Source organism: Pseudomonas sp. Irchel 3E20 (genome assembly GCF_900187645.1).
GTDB lineage: Bacteria > Pseudomonadota > Gammaproteobacteria > Pseudomonadales > Pseudomonadaceae > Aquipseudomonas.
Genome location: NZ_FYEE01000002.1, coordinates 243,284 through 258,368, shown reverse-complemented (window position 1 = coordinate 258,368; position 15,085 = coordinate 243,284). Strand labels below are relative to the sequence as shown.

The window sequence follows — 15,085 nt, the reverse complement described above, 5'->3', positions numbered from 1 at the left end:
GTTAGGAACCCCTTCGATGCACACTCCCCCCGCAGCCGCGCCCCTCGGCGCGCAGCACCGGTTCACCGCCCTCCTGCACGCCTACGCGAGCGGGGTCACCCGCCACCCGTGGTGGGTGCTGGCGGCGTCGTTGCTGCTGGTCGTCGCCCTGAGCCTGGGCATGGCGCAGTTGAGTTTTCGCAGCGACAGCCGGGTGTTTTTCGCCCAGGACAACGCCGACCTGCAAGCGCTGGAACAGTTCGAGCAAACCTACGGCCGCGACGACACCCTGGTGTTCGTGGTCAGCGCCCGCGACGGCGACCTGTTCAGCGCCGCGCGCCTACACGCCATCAGCCAATTGACGGATGCCGCGTGGCACTTGCCCCAGGTCAAACGCGTCGATTCGCTGACCAATTTCCAACGCGTGCAGGCCCTGGCGGACGATATCCACATCGACCAATTGCTGCGTTCCGGCGATCGCCTGAGCGACAACCAGGCCCGCGACTTGCGCCAGCAGATCAACGATGAGCCCCTGCTAGTCGGCCGCTTGTTGTCCGCCGATGCGCGCCTGGCCTTGGTGGCCGCCAACCTGCGCCTCGATGCCACTCAGGGTGCGGACCAGGCTGCGCAGGCCATGGCCGCGGCCCAAGCGCTGATGGGCCGGTTCGCGGCCGAGCACCCGGACCTGCACATCGGTTTGTCGGGCTCGGTGGCCCTGGACCAGGCATTCGTCGAGGCGAGCACCTTCGACAGCAGCGTGCTGTTGCCGATCATGGTGCTGGTGCTGCTGGGCATCATCGTCCTGGTGCTGCGCTCGTTCGCCGGGGCCCTGGCCACGTTCAGCGTGATTCTCATGAGCACCCTGGCGGCGCTGGGCACCGCGGCGCTACTGGGGGTGCCGCTGTCGTCGCCCAGCGTGATCGCGCCCAACATCATCCTCACCATCGCCTGCTGCGATTGCCTGCACCTGTGCGCCGGCATGCTGCGCCTGCGCGGTGAAGGCCTGAGCCGGCGCGAGGCGGTGCGCGAGGTGCTGGTCGAGTGCTGGTGGCCGGTGACCCTGACCACCCTGACCACGGCGGCGGGTTTTCTGTCGTTGCTGTTCAGCGCGGTGCCACCGTTTGCCCACCTGGGGGCGATTGTCGCCATCGGCGCACTGCTGGCCTGGCTGCTGAGCCTGAGCTTTCTGCCGGCGCTGATGTGCGTGTTGCCGTGGCAAGGCTCGACCCGCCCGGCACCGGCCCAGGCCCTGAGCCTGTGGCTGGCCCGCCAGGTGCTGGGCCGGCCACGCCAGGCGCTGGCGGGCGTGGTGCTGGCCGGCGGTGTGTTAGGCGCTTTTGCGTTTTCCAACACGCTGGATGACCGCTACGTGCGCTACTTCGACCAGCGCTATGAGTTTCGCCAGGCCACCGACCGTTTGAACCAGGCCCTGGGCGGGTTCTACACACTGGAGTTTTCCCTCGATGCCCAGGAGGCCGAGGGCATCTGGGCCCCCGAGTACCTGCACCAAACCGAGCAATTTGGCCAATGGCTGCGCCAGCAACCGGGGGTGACCCACGTGCATGGCCTGACGGACATTCTCAAAACCGTGAACCGCGCTTTGCACGGCGGTGGCGCGGCGCAATTTCGCCTGCCCGAGTCGCGGGACAACGCCGCGCAGTTCCTGGCCCTGTATGAAATGTCCCTGCCCGCCGGCGCCGACCTGAAAAACCTGGTGAGCGCCGACAAGCGCAGCAGCCGTCTGAGCGTGGGCCTTAACGATATGTCCACCGCCGCCATCGCCGCGTTACAGGCCAGCGCCCAGGCCTGGGCCAACGAGCACACGCCGTTGCTGGCAGCGAGCGCCAAGGCCACCGGCACCTCGGTGCTGTTCGCCCACATCGGCAACCGCAATATCGAGCAGATGTACCAGGGCATGGCCGTGGCGGCTGTGGTGGTGTGGCTGATTTTCCTCGGCGCGTTCCGCTCCCTGGGCCTGAGCCTGGTGGGCGCCGTCGCCAACATCGTGCCGTCCCTGGCGACCCTGGGGGTGTGGGCGTTGGTCAATGGCGAAGTGGGCATGGCGGTGGCGACGGTGGCTTCGGTGACCTTCGGCGTGGTGGTGGACGACACCATCCACCTGCTCACTGCTTATGCACGCCTGCGCCGCCAGGGCCTGGCGGTGGAAGAGGCCCTGCACGTCACCTTCAAACAGGTTGGTGCCGGGATGATCGCCATGACCCTGGCGCTGGCCGGCGGGTTTGCCTGCCTGGCGTTTTCCGGGTTCCAGATCAACGCCTGGATGGGTTTGATGGCGTCTATCACCATCCTTATTGCCCTGGTGTTCGACGTGCTGTTCATCCCCTGCGTGCTGCTGGTGTGTCGGCGCAGGGGCGCCGCTCAGACCACGTCCACACCGACGTGAATGGCGTCGTGGCGCCAGAACTCCAGGTCGCAGTCGATCAGGCGTTCGTGCTGGTCGTAATTGACCCGGGCAATGCGCAGGCCCGGGCTGCCCGCCGAGACCTTGAGCGCGGCGGCGGCCTCCACCGGCAGTGAAGTGGGCACGATCTCGAAGCGCACGCGGCCGTAGTGCAGGTCGTAGTGGCGGGCATACAGTTCGGTGATGGACTGGTTAAGGTCGAAATCGAGGATGCCGGGAAAATACTGCGGGTTGAGGTAATGCTCGACGTACAGCACCAGGCGCTCGTCAATGCGCCGGGCGCGGCGGATCTGGATCACGCTCGACAGCGCCGGCATCCGTAGCCAGGCGCAGACCGCCGCCGACGCCGGTTGCAGGCGCGCCGAAATCACCTCGGTGGACGGCCTGCGGCCCTGGGCGCTGACCATGGCGTGGAAGTGGCTGCGCTGCATCAGGTTGTAGGCCAGGCGCGGCGGCGAGACGAACCAGCCACGGCGTTCTTCGCGGTAGATCTGGCCCTGGGCTTCGAGCTGCAACAGCGCTTCGCGCACGGTGATGCGGGTGGTGGCGAACAACTCGCTCAACTTGCGTTCGGCCGGCAATTGGCTGGCCGGGGCGAGCAAGCCGTGGTCGATCTGCTCTTGCAGGGCTTGGCCTATGGTTGTCACCGTTTTACTGGCATCGACGCGCATCAACGTTACCTATCTGGACTAGACCAGCACTGTTTCAGGGCACCCTCGCCCTCTCGAATGCCCCGAAAGGCCTGCCGCCAGCCTAGGCACGGCATGTGACTGATCCATGACAGGCGCCCGCCATTTGCCTGCAAAACCGCCGCCAAGTCCAGGCGCTGCGGCCGTGCGGCCATGGTCTACGCTTACCTCGCATTGCCCGCGAGCCGGGCCGCCGACATCAAAGTGTCATCCAACACGCCTAAATTGGCTCAAGGTTTGCTGACCTAGACCAACCCCACCCCAGCTGTCGCTAGTACGCCGCGTGAAAACGCCCAAAGGAGCTTTCGATGAAACAGCTTTTCCTGGCTTCACTGTTAGGCACGACCCTTGCCATGAGCACCGCCGCCCTGGCCGCCGGAACCGATCTGAAAACCCTGGAAGCCGCCGCTAAGGCCGAAGGTGAAGTCAACAGCGTCGGCATGCCCGACAACTGGGCCAACTGGAAAGGCACCTGGGACGACCTGGCCAAGCTCTATGGCCTCAAGCACATCGACACCGACATGAGCTCGGCCCAGGAAGTGGCCAAGTTCGCCGCCGAAAAAGACAACGCCAGCGCCGACATCGGTGACGTCGGCGCCGCCTTTGGCCCCATCGCGGTCAAGCAGGGCGTGACCCAGGCGTACAAACCCAGCACCTGGGAGCAGGTCCCGGCGTGGGCCAAGGACGCCGACGGCCACTGGGCCCTGGCCTACACCGGCACCATCGCGTTCATCATCAACAACAAGTTGCTGCACGGCTCCGAAGCGCCGAAGAACTGGGCCGACCTGGAAAAGGGCAAGTACAAGGTTTCCATCGGTGACGTCGGCACCGCCGCCCAAGCGGCCAACGGCGTGCTGGCGGCGGCCATCGCCAAGGGCGGCGATGAAAAGAACATCCAACCGGCGCTGCTGATGTTCGCCGAGATCGCCAAGCAGGGGCGTCTGTCCCTGGCCAACCCGACCATCGCGACCATGGAAAAGGGCGAAGTGGAAGTGGGCGTGGTCTGGGATTTCAATGGCCTGAGCTACAAAGCCAAAATGGCCAACCCGGATGACTACACCGTATTGATCCCGGCCGATGGCTCGGTGATTTCCGGCTACACCACCATCATCAACAAGTACGCCAAGCACCCCAATGCCGCGAAACTGGCCCGTGAGTACATCTTCAGCGACGCCGGGCAAACCAACCTGGCCCGCGGCAACGCCCGGCCGATCCGCGCCGAACACCTGACCCTGCCCGCCGACGTCCAGGCGCAGTTGCTGCCCAACGAGCAGTACAAAAAAGTCACGCCGATCAAGGACGCCGACGCCTGGGAAAAAACCTCCAAGGCCCTGCCACAGCAATGGCAGGAACAGGTCATCGTCGAAATGCCGTAAGGCGCTTAGCCATACCGAGCCCGTGGGAGCGAGCCTGCTCGCGAGGGCGGTGGGTCATATACACCGCCCTCGCGGGCGCCGCCCGGCCCGCTCCCGCACACCGCTACTGCGATTCCTCTTTTTGTCACGGAGCCCCCAACCCATGCAGCACAACGTCATCCTGGTGGTGCTCGACGGTTTGAACCATGAGGTCGCGCGCCATGCCATGGGCCATCTACAGGCCTATGTCGGTGCCGGGCGCGCCGCGCTCTATCGGCTCGACTGCGAATTGCCGGCCCTGTCTCGACCGCTCTACGAGTGCATCCTCACCGGCGTGGCGCCCATCGACAGCGGCATCGTGCATAACCAGGTGTCGCGCCTGTCGAGCCAACGCAGCATTTTCCATTACGCCCGCGCGGCCGGTTTGGCCACAGCGGCGGCGGCCTATCACTGGGTCAGCGAGCTGTACAACCGCTCGCCCTTCAACGCCGCCCGGGACCGCCACACCGACGACCCGAGCCTGGCGATCCAGCACGGCCACTTCTACTGGAGCGACCATTATCCCGACGCCCACCTGTTCGCCGACGCCGAGCACTTGCGCCTGCGCCATGCGCCGAACTTTCTGCTGGTGCACCCCATGAACATCGACGACGCCGGCCACAAGCACGGCCTCGACACCCCGCAATACCGCAACAGCGCCCGCTCGGCCGATATCATCCTGGCCGACTACCTGCAAGGCTGGCTCGACGCCGGCTACCAGGTGCTGGTGACCGCCGACCACGGCATGAACAACGACCGCTCCCACAATGGCCTGCTGGCCGAGGAACGCCAGGTGCCGCTGTTTGTCCTGGGCGATGCCTTCAGCCTCGACCCCGGCGCCGCGCCCCGGCAGGTGGAGTTGTGCGGCACGGTCTGCGAACTGCTGGGCGTCACCCACGACAAACCTGTATGCCGGGGGCTACTCAAGTGAACGCCATCACCCGTGGCAAGTGGCTGGCCGTGTTGTGCCTGCTGCCCTTCGCCCTGTTTTTTATCGTGTTCCAGATCGCGCCGCTGGCCTGGGTGATGATCCACAGCGTGCAGTCCGAAGCGTTCGGCTGGGGCCTGGCCAACTTCAGCAAGATATTCAGTTCGCGCTTCTATATGCAGGCCATCCGGTACAGCCTGGAACTGGCCTTCTGGTCGAGCCTGTTTGGCATCATCATCGCCATCCTGGGCAGCTATTCGCTGCACCGGGTCGATTCGCGGCTGCGCAACTTCGTCACCGCGTTCGCCAACATGACCAGCAATTTCTCCGGGGTGCCGCTGGCCTTCGCCTTCATCATCCTGCTGGGCTTCAACGGCACCTTCACCCTGATGCTCAAGCAGGCCGGGATCATTCAGGACTTCAACCTCTACTCCAAGACCGGGCTGATTATTCTCTACACCTACTTCCAGATTCCCTTGGGTGTGTTGCTGCTGTTTCCCGCGTTCGACGCCCTGCGCGAGGACTGGCGCGAGTCCGCCGCCCTGCTGGGGGCCAACAGTTGGCAGTTCTGGCGCCACATCGGCCTGCCGGTGCTGACCCCGGCGCTGCTGGGCACCTTCGTGATCCTGCTGGCCAATGCCCTGGGCGCGTATGCCACGGTCTACGCCCTGACCACCGGCAACTTCAACGTGCTGCCGATCCGCATCGCGGCGATGGTGTCGGGCGATATCTCCCTGGACCCGAACATGGCCAGCGCCCTGGCCGTGGTACTGGTGGCGCTGATGACCCTGGTGACCATCGTCCATCAGTTGCTGTTGAAGAGGAGCTACCATGTCTCGCGTTGAAGGAGGCCCTGCCACGCTGTATCACCGCACCGTGGTCTATGTGCTGTTGATAATCCTGCTGCTGCCCCTGGCTGGCACCCTGGTGTATTCCCTGGCCAGCAGTTGGTCGGCGACCATCCTGCCCAGCGGCTTTACCCTCAAGTGGTACACCCAGTTGTGGAGCGACCCGCGCTTTCTCGCCGCGTTCGGCCAGTCGCTGCTGGTGTGCGTCGGCGCGTTGGTGCTGTCGGTGGTGCTGATCCTGCCCCTGCTGTTCGTGGTGCATTACCACTTCCCCAGGCTCGATGCGCTGATGAACATCCTCATCCTGCTGCCCTTTGCGGTGCCGCCGGTGGTGTCCTCGGTGGGGCTGTTGCAGCTCTATGGTTCCGGGCCGCTGGCGATGGTGGGCACGCCGTGGATCCTGATCGGCTGCTACTTCACCGTGGCACTGCCCTTCATGTACCGGGCGATCACCAACAACCTGCAAGCGATCAACCTGCGCGACCTGATGGACGCCGCCCAATTGCTCGGCGCCAGCACCTGGCAGGCGGCGTTCCTGGTGGTGCTGCCCAACCTGCGCAAAGGCCTGATGGTGGCGCTGTTGCTGTCGTTCTCGTTCCTGTTCGGCGAGTTCGTGTTCGCCAACATACTGGTGGGCACGCGCTACGAAACCCTGCAGGTGTTCCTCAACAACATGCGCAACAGCAGCGGCCACTTCACCAGTGCCGTGGTGATTTCCTACTTCCTCTTCGTGCTGGTTCTGACCTGGGCGGCGAACATCTTGAACAAGGACAAAAGCCAATGAGTTTTGTCAGCGTCCAACACCTGCAAAAAAGTTACGCCGGCACCCCGGTGTTCAGTGACATCAATTGCGAAATCGCCAAGGGCGAATTCGTCACCCTGCTCGGCCCTTCCGGTTGCGGTAAATCCACCCTGCTGCGCTGCATCGCCGGGCTGACGGCGGTGGACGGCGGGCAGATCCTCCTCGATGGCCAGGACCTGGTGCCCCTGAGCCCGCAGAAACGCGGGATCGGCATGGTGTTCCAGAGCTATGCGCTGTTCCCCAACATGACCGTGGAACAAAACGTCGCCTTCGGCCTGCGCATGCAGAAGGTCAAAGCCGACGACAGCCGCCAGCGGGTACAGGAGGTGCTGCGCCTGGTGGAACTCAACGACTTCGCCAGCCGCTACCCCCATCAACTGTCCGGCGGCCAGTGCCAACGCGTGGCCCTGGCCCGCTCGCTGGTGACCCGCCCGCGCCTGTTGCTGCTCGATGAGCCGCTGTCGGCCCTGGACGCGCGCATCCGCAAGCACCTGCGCGAACAGATCCGCCAGATCCAGCGTGAGCTAGGCCTGACCACGATTTTCGTCACCCACGACCAGGAAGAGGCGCTGACCATGTCAGATCGTATCTTCCTGATGAACCAGGGCCGTATCGTCCAGAGCGGCGATGCCGAAACCCTCTACACGGCGCCAGTGGACCTGTTCGCCGCCGGGTTTATCGGCAACTACAACCTGCTCGACGCCGCCAGTGCCAGCAGCCTGCTGCAACGGCCCATCGCCAGCCGCATCGCGATACGCCCGGAAGCCATCGCCCTGAGCCTGCACGGCGACCTCGATGCCCAGGTACGCAGCCACAGCCTACTGGGCAACGTCATCCGCTACCGCATCGAAGCCCGTGGCGTGGAACTGGTGGTAGACGTGCTCAACCGCTCGGCGGCGGACCTCTATGCCGACGGTCAGCGCCTGGCATTGAGCATCGATCCTTCGGCCCTGTGTGAGGTAGCCTGATGGCCTTCGCGCTTTTTAAGAGAGAACCGCACTGATGGCGTTGGCAATTTTCGATCTGGACGACACCTTGATTCACGGCGACTGCGCCACCTTATGGAGCGAGCAAATGGGGCGCCTGGGTTGGGTCGACCCCGAGCCCTTCATGCGCCGCAACAATGAGCTGATGGACGCCTACAGCCGCGGCGAACTGGCCATGGAGGACTACATGACGTTCAGCCTGGAACCCATGATCGGCCGCACCCCCGAGGAAATCACTCACTTGGTCGAACCCTGGGTGGAAGACGTCATCGAGCCGCTGATCTACAGCGACGCCACCACCACCATCGCCCGCCACCGCAAGGCCGGCGACCGCATCCTGGTGATCTCCGCCTCGGGCACCCACTTGGTCAGCGCCATTGCCGCGCGCATCGGCATCGACGAAGTGCTGGCGATCGACTTGGAAGTGGCCAGGGGCGTCTACAGCGGGCGCACGGTCGGCACCCTGACCTACCGCGAAGGTAAGATCGCCCGTTTGCTGCAATGGCTGGATGAGGAAGAGGAAAACCTGGAAGGCGCGGCGTTCTATTCCGACTCGCGCAATGACCTGCCGCTGCTGCGCAAGGTCGACCACCCCCACGCGGTCAATCCCGACCCGGTACTGCGTGCCCATGCCGAACAGGCGGGGTGGCCGGTGCATCACTGGAAGTAGCTGGCGTGCATTGTGGGAGCGAGCCCGCTCGCGATGGCGGACTGTCAGTCAACTCTTAAGGGGCCGGTCCATTGCTATCGCGAGCGGGCTCGCTCCCACGGTTCCCACAGCCAACCGCTGGGGTTAACTCACACCAAACTATCGTCAATCACCAACACCAACTTGCCCGACACCTGGTTGCCCGCCAGTTGCGCGAACGCGGCTTCGGCGTCGTGGATGGCGAAGGTGCGGGCCAGTTGCGGGCTCAGGCGGCCTTCGCTGAACAGCGGCCAGACCTGGCGGCCCAGGTCGCTGAGCAGGTCTGCCTTGAACTGCTCGTCGCGGCTGCGCAGGGTCGAGCCCAGCAACTGCACGCGCTTGGCCAGCACCTGCGCCAGGTCGAACGGCGCTTCGCGGCCGCCCATCAGGCCGATCAACACCCAGCGGCCATCCTGGGCCAGCAACTTGAGGTTGAGCTGGGCGTAGTTGGCACCCACCGGGTCGAGGATCACGTCGAACGGGCCGAAGTCCCCCAAGCCTTCCAGGCCATCGGTGCGCACCACGCCGCCCTGGGCCCCCAGTGTTTCGCAGTACGCCAAACGGTCGGCCGAACCGACACTGACCCAGCACGGGTTGCCGAACGCCTTGCACAACTGGATCGCCGCCGAGCCCACGCCACTGGCGCCGGCGTGCAGCAGCACTTTTTCGCCCGGTTGCAACGCCGCCAAGCGGAACAGGTTCAGCCACGCCGTGCTGTACACCTCCGGCAACGCCGCCGCTTCGGCCAGGGACAAGCCCTCGGGCACCGGCAGCACATGGCGGCCGTCCACCACCACTTCCTCGGCCATACCGCCGCCGGCCAGCAGCGCGCATACCCGGTCACCTACCTGCCAGGACGACCCGGCGCCCACTTCACTGATAACCCCGGAGCATTCCAGGCCCAGCACCGGGCTAGCGCCGGGCGGCGGCGGATAGAGCCCCGCGCGTTGCAGCAAATCGGCGCGATTCAAACCCGCCGCCGCCACACGGATACGAACTTGCCCTACATCACAGGTAGGACGCGGGCTTTGAACCCACTCCACATGACCTTCAACGCCTTGCAATGCCTTCACAGTGCCTCCATAGTGAGTCCGGACTGAGCCCGTTCGCTGTAGCGTCGGGCTTTTTGCATTATGCGACCGGCCCCTATGGAACCGGCGACTTCAAAGACGGCCTAATATGCGTTATCAATTGCCCCCGCGTCGAATCAGCATGAAGCATTTGTTCCCCAGCACCGCACTCGCTCTTTTCATTGGCCTGGGCCTTTTGCCCAGCCAAACGTTCGCAGCCAACAGCTGGGACAAACTTCAGCCCGATCGTGACGAGGTGATTGCCAGCCTTAACGTCGTCGAGTTGCTCAAACGCCATCATTACAGCAAACCGCCGCTGGACGATGCCCGCTCGGTCATCATCTACGACAGCTACATCAAGCTGTTGGACCCTTCGCGCAGCTACTTCCTGGCCAGCGACATCAGCGAATTCGACAAGTGGAAGACCCAGTTCGACGACCTGCTCAAAAGCGGCGACCTGAACCCGGGCTTCACCATCTACAAACGCTACCTGGACCGCGTCAAATCGCGCCTGGACTTCGCCCTGGCCGAACTGAACAAAGGCGTGGACAAGATCGACTTCAATGCCAAGGAAACCTTGCTGATCGACCGCAAGGACGCGCCATGGCTGAAAAACACCGCCGAACTCGACGACCTGTGGCGCAAACGCGTCAAGGACGAGGTCCTGCGCCTGAAGATTGCCGGCAAGGAACCCAAGGCCATCCAGGAACTGCTGACCAAGCGCTACAAGAACCAATTGGTGCGCCTGGACCAGACCCGCGGCGAAGACATCTTCCAGGCGTACATCAACACCTTCGCGATGTCCTACGACCCGCACACCAACTATCTGTCGCCGGATAACGCGGAAAACTTCGACATCAACATGAGCCTGTCGCTGGAAGGCATCGGCGCGGTGCTGCAGAGCGACAACGATCAAGTCAAGATTGTGCGCCTGGTGCCCGCGGGCCCCGCAGACAAGACCAAGCAAGTGGCCCCCGCCGACAAGATCATCGCCGTCGCCCAGGGCGACAAAGAGCTGGTGGACGTGGTCGGCTGGCGCCTGGACGAAGTGGTCAAGCTGATCCGCGGCCCCAAGGGCACCGTGGTACGCCTGGAAGTGATCCCCGCCAGCAACGCGCCCAACGACCAAACCAGCAAGATCGTGCCCATCACCCGCGAAGCGGTGAAGCTTGAAGACCAGGCCGTGAAAAAATCGGTGCTCAACCTCAAGCAGGACGGCCGCGACTACAAGCTGGGCGTGATCGAGATCCCGGCTTTTTACCTGGACTTCAAGGCGTTCCGTGCGGGCGACCCGGACTACAAGAGCACCACCCGCGACGTCAAGAAACTGCTGACCGAGTTGCAGAAAGACAAGGTCGATGGCGTGGTTATCGACCTGCGCAACAACGGTGGCGGCTCGTTGCAGGAAGCCACCGAGCTGACCAGCCTGTTCATCGACAAGGGCCCTACCGTGCTGGTGCGCAATGCCGACGGGCGGGTCGATGTGCTCGAAGACGAAAACCCCGGTGCCTTCTACAAAGGCCCGATGGCGCTGCTGGTCAACCGCCTCTCGGCCTCGGCCTCAGAGATTTTCGCCGGCGCCATGCAGGACTATCACCGCGCGCTCATCATCGGCGGCCAGACCTTCGGCAAGGGCACGGTGCAAACCATCCAGCCGCTCAACCATGGCGAGCTGAAACTGACCCTGGCCAAGTTCTACCGGGTTTCCGGGCAGAGCACCCAGCACCAGGGCGTGTTGCCAGACCTGGACTTCCCGTCCCTGATCGACACCAAGGAAATCGGCGAAAGCGCCCTGCCCGAAGCCATGCCGTGGGACACCATCCGCCCGGCCATCCGCCCCGCGCTCGACCCGTTCAAGCCGTTCCTGGCCCAGCTCAAGGCCGAGCATGAAAGCCGTTCGGCCAAAGACGCCGAGTTCGTGTTCATCCGCGACAAGCTGGCCCTGGCCCAGAAGCTGATGGCGGAAAAAACCGTCAGCCTCAACGAAACCGAACGCCGCGCCCAGCACACCGATATCGAAGCCCAGCAACTGGTGATGGAAAACATCCGGCGCAAGGCCAAGGGCGAAGCGCCGCTCAAGGAGCTGAAGAAAGAAGACGAAGACGTGATCGCCGCCGAGCCTGATAAAACCAAGCCCGAAGACGATGCCTACCTGAGCGAAACCGGGCGCATCCTGCTCGATTACCTCAAGTTGAACACGGCGATCGCCAAGCACTGACAGTAGTGGCAATTTAATATTGGCGCTCCAGTGGAGCGTCATTAAACAGTCATCATCCTGTCGTGAAATACAGGACCGGGCTCCCCAAGGAGCCCGGTCCTTTTTTTTCGACAGAGATCGCCATGACCACGACCGAACAGCTGAGCGCCCTGAGTTCAATCCTCGCGCAAGGGGCGTTGCACAGCCTGTTCCAGCCCATCATCTCGCTGTCGGCGCGGCGCATCGTCGGCTACGAAGCCCTCAGCCGCGGCCCGTCCAACAGCCCATTGCACTCCCCCATCGCCCTGTTCGCCGTGGCCCGCCAGGCCGAGCGCCTGAGCGAGTTGGAAATGGCCTGCCGGCGCAGTGCTTGCCGGCGGTTCAATGAGCAGCAACTGCCCGGCAAATTGTTCCTCAACGTCTCCCCCGAATCCCTACTGGAAGCCGCCCACCAACCCGGGCGTACCCTGCAATTGCTCCAGGACTTCGGCATCCCACCCAGCCAGGTGGTGATCGAGCTGACCGAACAAACCCCCATCGACGACTTCCAACTGTTGCAAAAGGCCCTGCATCACTACCGCGCCATGGGTTTTTCGATTGCCCTCGACGACTTGGGCGCCGGCTATTCGAGCCTGCGCCTGTGGTCGGAACTACGCCCCGATTACGTGAAGATCGATCGACACTTCATCGACGGCATCCACCAGGACGCCCTCAAGCGCGAGTTCGTCGGCTCCATTCTGCAAATCGCCAGGGCCTCGCGGGCACAGGTGATCGCCGAAGGCATCGAGCTGCCGGAAGAATTGGAAGTATTGACCGAAATGGGCGTGGACCTGGTCCAGGGGTATCTGCTCTGCCGGCCCCAGGAACAGCCGCCGCGGGACGCCCACCCCATGATGCCCAAGCTCGACAACCCGGCGGCCTCACTGACCGAAGAGGCCGGCGACCTCAGCGCCCTGCTCAACGAACAACCCGCCGTGGCCCGCGACACACCCACCGCCACGGTACTGGAGGCCTTTCGCCGCCAGGCCAACCTCAACTCCCTGGCGGTGCTGGACGAGTTGGACCAACCCTGCGGCATCGTCCACCGCCATTCGCTGTCCGACGCCCTGCTCAAGCCCTTCGCCACCGACCTGTTTGCCCGCAAGCCCATCAGCCGCCTGATGAACGACGACTTTCTCGCCGTGGAGCTGAGCCAGTCGCTGCAACAGGTCAGCCGCCTGATAACCAGCCGCGCACGCCAGCGCATCGAGGAGGATTTCATCATCACCCTCAACGGCAGTTACCTGGGCCTGGGCCGGGTAATCGACGTGCTCAAGCTGATTACCGAGCTGAAAATCCAACAGGCGCGCTACGCCAACCCGCTGACCCTGCTACCCGGCAACGTGCCGATCCAGCAGTGCCTGACGCGGCTACTCCAGCAGCAACGCGAATCGGTGATCTGTTATGTGGATATCGACAGCTTCAAGCCCTTCAACGATATCTACGGCTACGGCCGTGGTGACGAAGTGCTGCTGTGCCTCGCTCAATGCCTGAACGACCGCATCGACCCCAGCCGCGACTTTGTCGGGCACATTGGCGGCGATGACTTCTTGCTGGTGTTGGGGCCGCAAGACTGGCGCAAACGCTTGAACCAGTTGCTGGAGGATTTTCACAGCCAGTGCCGACGTTTCTATCGCAGCGAGCACCTGGAGGCCGGCTGCTTTATCGCGCCCAACCGCCAAGGCGTGCGTCAGGAGTTTGCCCTGCTGTCGCTGTCCATCGGCGTCGTGCACCTGTACCCGCAGGCCTGCGAGCACCTCGACGCCAGCCAATTGGCCGAACTGGCGTCACAAGCCAAGCACCACGCCAAGAACGTACCCGGCCATAGCATCCATGTGATCGACAGCCTGGCCCTGAAACCGCGGGACAGCCACCCGGCACCTAGTGCGCGGACGCTGCCAACTGCGCCAGCTTGAGCTCAGCCAACGGGTGCCCGGCCTTGGCCGCCAGGCTCCAGAAACGCGCGGCTTCGGCCGGATCCGGCGCTTTGCTAGGCGTTCCCGCCAGGCTGAAGACGCCCACCTGATACGCGGCCTTGCCGTCACCGGCCAGCGCTGCCAAGCGCAGCAGGCGCACGCCCTCCTCCCGTGCGCCCAAACCCTGGCCACGGAAGGCCAGGATATGGCCATAGAAACTCTGGGCGCCGACATCCCCCAGGTTGGCCATGCGCGCGAACTGCCCTTCCATCCAGCTCCAACCGCGCGGCTGGCGAACCAGCCAGGACCAATGAAACAGCCGGCGCGCCAGCCAATAGCTGACACGTGCTTTGAGTCGCAAGAACACTTAAGCCTCCGCCGATTCGGGATATTCATATTCAAAAACCCGCACCACTTCCGAGGCGTGCCACGACGCGGCAGCCACACCATCGGAAGGGCCGGAGAACCGCCCCAGACGCTCCACACACTCAAAGAAACCGGTGCGCGGCAAACGGCTGGCGCCTTGGCTGATGACCAGGGAACTGCGCAGCGGCTGCTCCGCCCGGGCGTCCAGCGCCGCCAAATGCTCCAAGGCGGCAGTCAGGGTCTGCATCGCCGGGCTGGGCAGTTGCAGACGCTCCAACAGGGCGCGGTAAGTCAGTAGGTGGCGCTGGCGGCGGGCCTGGTCCAACTCGCCCAGCAAACCGTCCCAATGCTGTCGACTGATGCGCACGCTCATAGCTCGTCTCTCCATCCTGGCACCGTCAATTCCCACGCCAGGCTCCGGCGAATCGCCGCGTCGGGCAGACGCTCGCCGCTTTCAATCAAGGCCAGGTAGGACGGGCTGATACCGACGGTACGGGCGAGCGCCTCAATGGCAATGCCCTTGGTTTCGCGCAGACTGCGCAGTTGACCCAGGCTCGGCAGAACCTGGTCTGGCGCTGGCGCTTGACGGGCCGGCGCGGGTTGTGGCGGTGCCGGGTCCTGGCCGGCGGCCTTCAATAAAGCCTGATACTGAGCCCATGGCACCACTGCGTACTCGGGCTCGCCATCGCGTGCGATTATCTGAATATCCATTACCACCCCGTAGGACAACAACACTTAGCGCGTCAGCACTTTCCTTAGGA

General features: G+C 63.9%; 14 protein-coding genes. 9 read left to right on the top strand and 5 right to left on the bottom strand.

What is annotated here, in order from left to right:
• Nucleotides 1–16: 16 nt before the first annotated feature.
• Entirely contained in the window at nt 17–2,383 is a 2,367-nt protein-coding gene (locus CKW13_RS04600; protein ID WP_176465048.1) for an RND family transporter, read from the top strand.
• Here CKW13_RS04600 and CKW13_RS04595 read toward each other — a convergent pair.
• Nucleotides 2,359–3,072, bottom strand: a complete 714-nt coding sequence (locus CKW13_RS04595; protein WP_095107413.1) for a UTRA domain-containing protein — start codon at nt 3,070–3,072, stop codon at nt 2,359–2,361. The two genes, CKW13_RS04600 and CKW13_RS04595, sit on opposite strands and share 25 nt — an antisense overlap.
• Nucleotides 3,073–3,398: 326 nt before the next feature.
• Between CKW13_RS04595 and CKW13_RS04590 the strand changes: the two genes are divergently transcribed.
• The 6 genes from CKW13_RS04590 (at nt 3,399) to CKW13_RS04565 (ending at nt 8,718) form a co-directional block, all read left to right on the top strand.
• Nucleotides 3,399–4,466 (top strand): ABC transporter substrate-binding protein, encoded by a 1,068-nt coding sequence (locus CKW13_RS04590; RefSeq protein WP_095107412.1) that lies wholly within the window; start codon nt 3,399–3,401, stop codon nt 4,464–4,466.
• Nucleotides 4,467–4,608: 142 nt separating this feature from the next.
• Nucleotides 4,609–5,415: an alkaline phosphatase family protein gene (locus tag CKW13_RS04585; protein ID WP_095107411.1), complete on the top strand. Its 807-nt coding sequence runs from the start codon at nt 4,609–4,611 to the stop codon at nt 5,413–5,415.
• Nucleotides 5,412–6,257, top strand: coding sequence for an ABC transporter permease subunit (locus CKW13_RS04580; protein ID WP_095107410.1), 846 nt, complete (start codon nt 5,412–5,414; stop codon nt 6,255–6,257). Before CKW13_RS04585 ends, CKW13_RS04580 begins: the two co-directional genes overlap by 4 nt.
• Nucleotides 6,244–7,044 (top strand): ABC transporter permease, encoded by an 801-nt coding sequence (locus CKW13_RS04575; protein ID WP_095107409.1) that lies wholly within the window; start codon nt 6,244–6,246, stop codon nt 7,042–7,044. The genes CKW13_RS04580 and CKW13_RS04575 overlap by 14 nt, the downstream gene beginning before the upstream one ends.
• A complete protein-coding gene (locus CKW13_RS04570; RefSeq protein ID WP_095107408.1) occupies nt 7,041–8,030 on the top strand; it encodes an ABC transporter ATP-binding protein in 990 nt (329 codons plus the stop codon). Before CKW13_RS04575 ends, CKW13_RS04570 begins: the two co-directional genes overlap by 4 nt.
• A gap of 34 nt (nt 8,031–8,064) precedes the next feature.
• Nucleotides 8,065–8,718, top strand: coding sequence for an HAD family phosphatase (locus CKW13_RS04565; protein WP_095107407.1), 654 nt, complete (start codon nt 8,065–8,067; stop codon nt 8,716–8,718).
• Nucleotides 8,719–8,846: 128 nt separating this feature from the next.
• Here CKW13_RS04565 and CKW13_RS04560 read toward each other — a convergent pair whose 3' ends face one another.
• On the bottom strand, nt 8,847–9,809 hold the full coding sequence (locus tag CKW13_RS04560) for a zinc-binding dehydrogenase (protein ID WP_095107406.1): 963 nt from the start codon (nt 9,807–9,809) through the stop codon (nt 8,847–8,849).
• 139 nt (nt 9,810–9,948) lie between these two features.
• On the opposite strand from CKW13_RS04560, the gene CKW13_RS04555 reads away from it, so the two are divergent.
• Together CKW13_RS04555 and CKW13_RS04550 are read left to right on the top strand one after the other, a co-directional pair.
• On the top strand, nt 9,949–12,024 hold the full coding sequence (locus CKW13_RS04555) for a carboxy terminal-processing peptidase (protein ID WP_176465046.1): 2,076 nt from the start codon (nt 9,949–9,951) through the stop codon (nt 12,022–12,024).
• A 122-nt stretch (nt 12,025–12,146) separates the two neighbouring features.
• Nucleotides 12,147–13,958 (top strand): bifunctional diguanylate cyclase/phosphodiesterase, encoded by a 1,812-nt coding sequence (locus CKW13_RS04550; protein ID WP_095107404.1) that lies wholly within the window; start codon nt 12,147–12,149, stop codon nt 13,956–13,958.
• Here CKW13_RS04550 and CKW13_RS04545 read toward each other — a convergent pair.
• Genes CKW13_RS04545 through CKW13_RS04535 form a run of 3 tightly spaced genes read right to left on the bottom strand, consistent with a single transcriptional unit; the run spans nt 13,924 to nt 15,035 of the window.
• Nucleotides 13,924–14,325, bottom strand: a complete 402-nt coding sequence (locus CKW13_RS04545; RefSeq protein WP_095107403.1) for a hypothetical protein — start codon at nt 14,323–14,325, stop codon at nt 13,924–13,926. The genes CKW13_RS04550 and CKW13_RS04545 overlap by 35 nt on opposite strands.
• Nucleotides 14,326–14,697, bottom strand: coding sequence for a hypothetical protein (locus CKW13_RS04540; protein ID WP_003179080.1), 372 nt, complete (start codon nt 14,695–14,697; stop codon nt 14,326–14,328).
• Nucleotides 14,694–15,035, bottom strand: coding sequence for a helix-turn-helix domain-containing protein (locus CKW13_RS04535; protein WP_095107722.1), 342 nt, complete (start codon nt 15,033–15,035; stop codon nt 14,694–14,696). Before CKW13_RS04535 ends, CKW13_RS04540 begins: the two co-directional genes overlap by 4 nt.
• Nucleotides 15,036–15,085 lie beyond the last annotated feature (50 nt).

Bases quoted from the DNA above. Each gene is read 5' to 3' on its own strand.
- CKW13_RS04600 (WP_176465048.1), top strand. From the start codon at position 17: ATGCACACTCCCCCCGCAGCCGCGCCCCTCGGCGCGCAGCACCGGTTC.
- CKW13_RS04595 (WP_095107413.1), bottom strand. From the start codon at position 3,072: ATGCGCGTCGATGCCAGTAAAACGGTGACAACCATAGGCCAAGCCCTG.
- CKW13_RS04590 (WP_095107412.1), top strand. From the start codon at position 3,399: ATGAAACAGCTTTTCCTGGCTTCACTGTTAGGCACGACCCTTGCCATG.
- CKW13_RS04585 (WP_095107411.1), top strand. From the start codon at position 4,609: ATGCAGCACAACGTCATCCTGGTGGTGCTCGACGGTTTGAACCATGAG.
- CKW13_RS04575 (WP_095107409.1), top strand. From the start codon at position 6,244: ATGTCTCGCGTTGAAGGAGGCCCTGCCACGCTGTATCACCGCACCGTG.
- CKW13_RS04570 (WP_095107408.1), top strand. From the start codon at position 7,041: ATGAGTTTTGTCAGCGTCCAACACCTGCAAAAAAGTTACGCCGGCACC.
- CKW13_RS04565 (WP_095107407.1), top strand. From the start codon at position 8,065: ATGGCGTTGGCAATTTTCGATCTGGACGACACCTTGATTCACGGCGAC.
- CKW13_RS04555 (WP_176465046.1), top strand. From the start codon at position 9,949: ATGAAGCATTTGTTCCCCAGCACCGCACTCGCTCTTTTCATTGGCCTG.
- CKW13_RS04550 (WP_095107404.1), top strand. From the start codon at position 12,147: ATGACCACGACCGAACAGCTGAGCGCCCTGAGTTCAATCCTCGCGCAA.
- CKW13_RS04540 (WP_003179080.1), bottom strand. From the start codon at position 14,697: ATGAGCGTGCGCATCAGTCGACAGCATTGGGACGGTTTGCTGGGCGAG.
- CKW13_RS04535 (WP_095107722.1), bottom strand. From the start codon at position 15,035: ATGGATATTCAGATAATCGCACGCGATGGCGAGCCCGAGTACGCAGTG.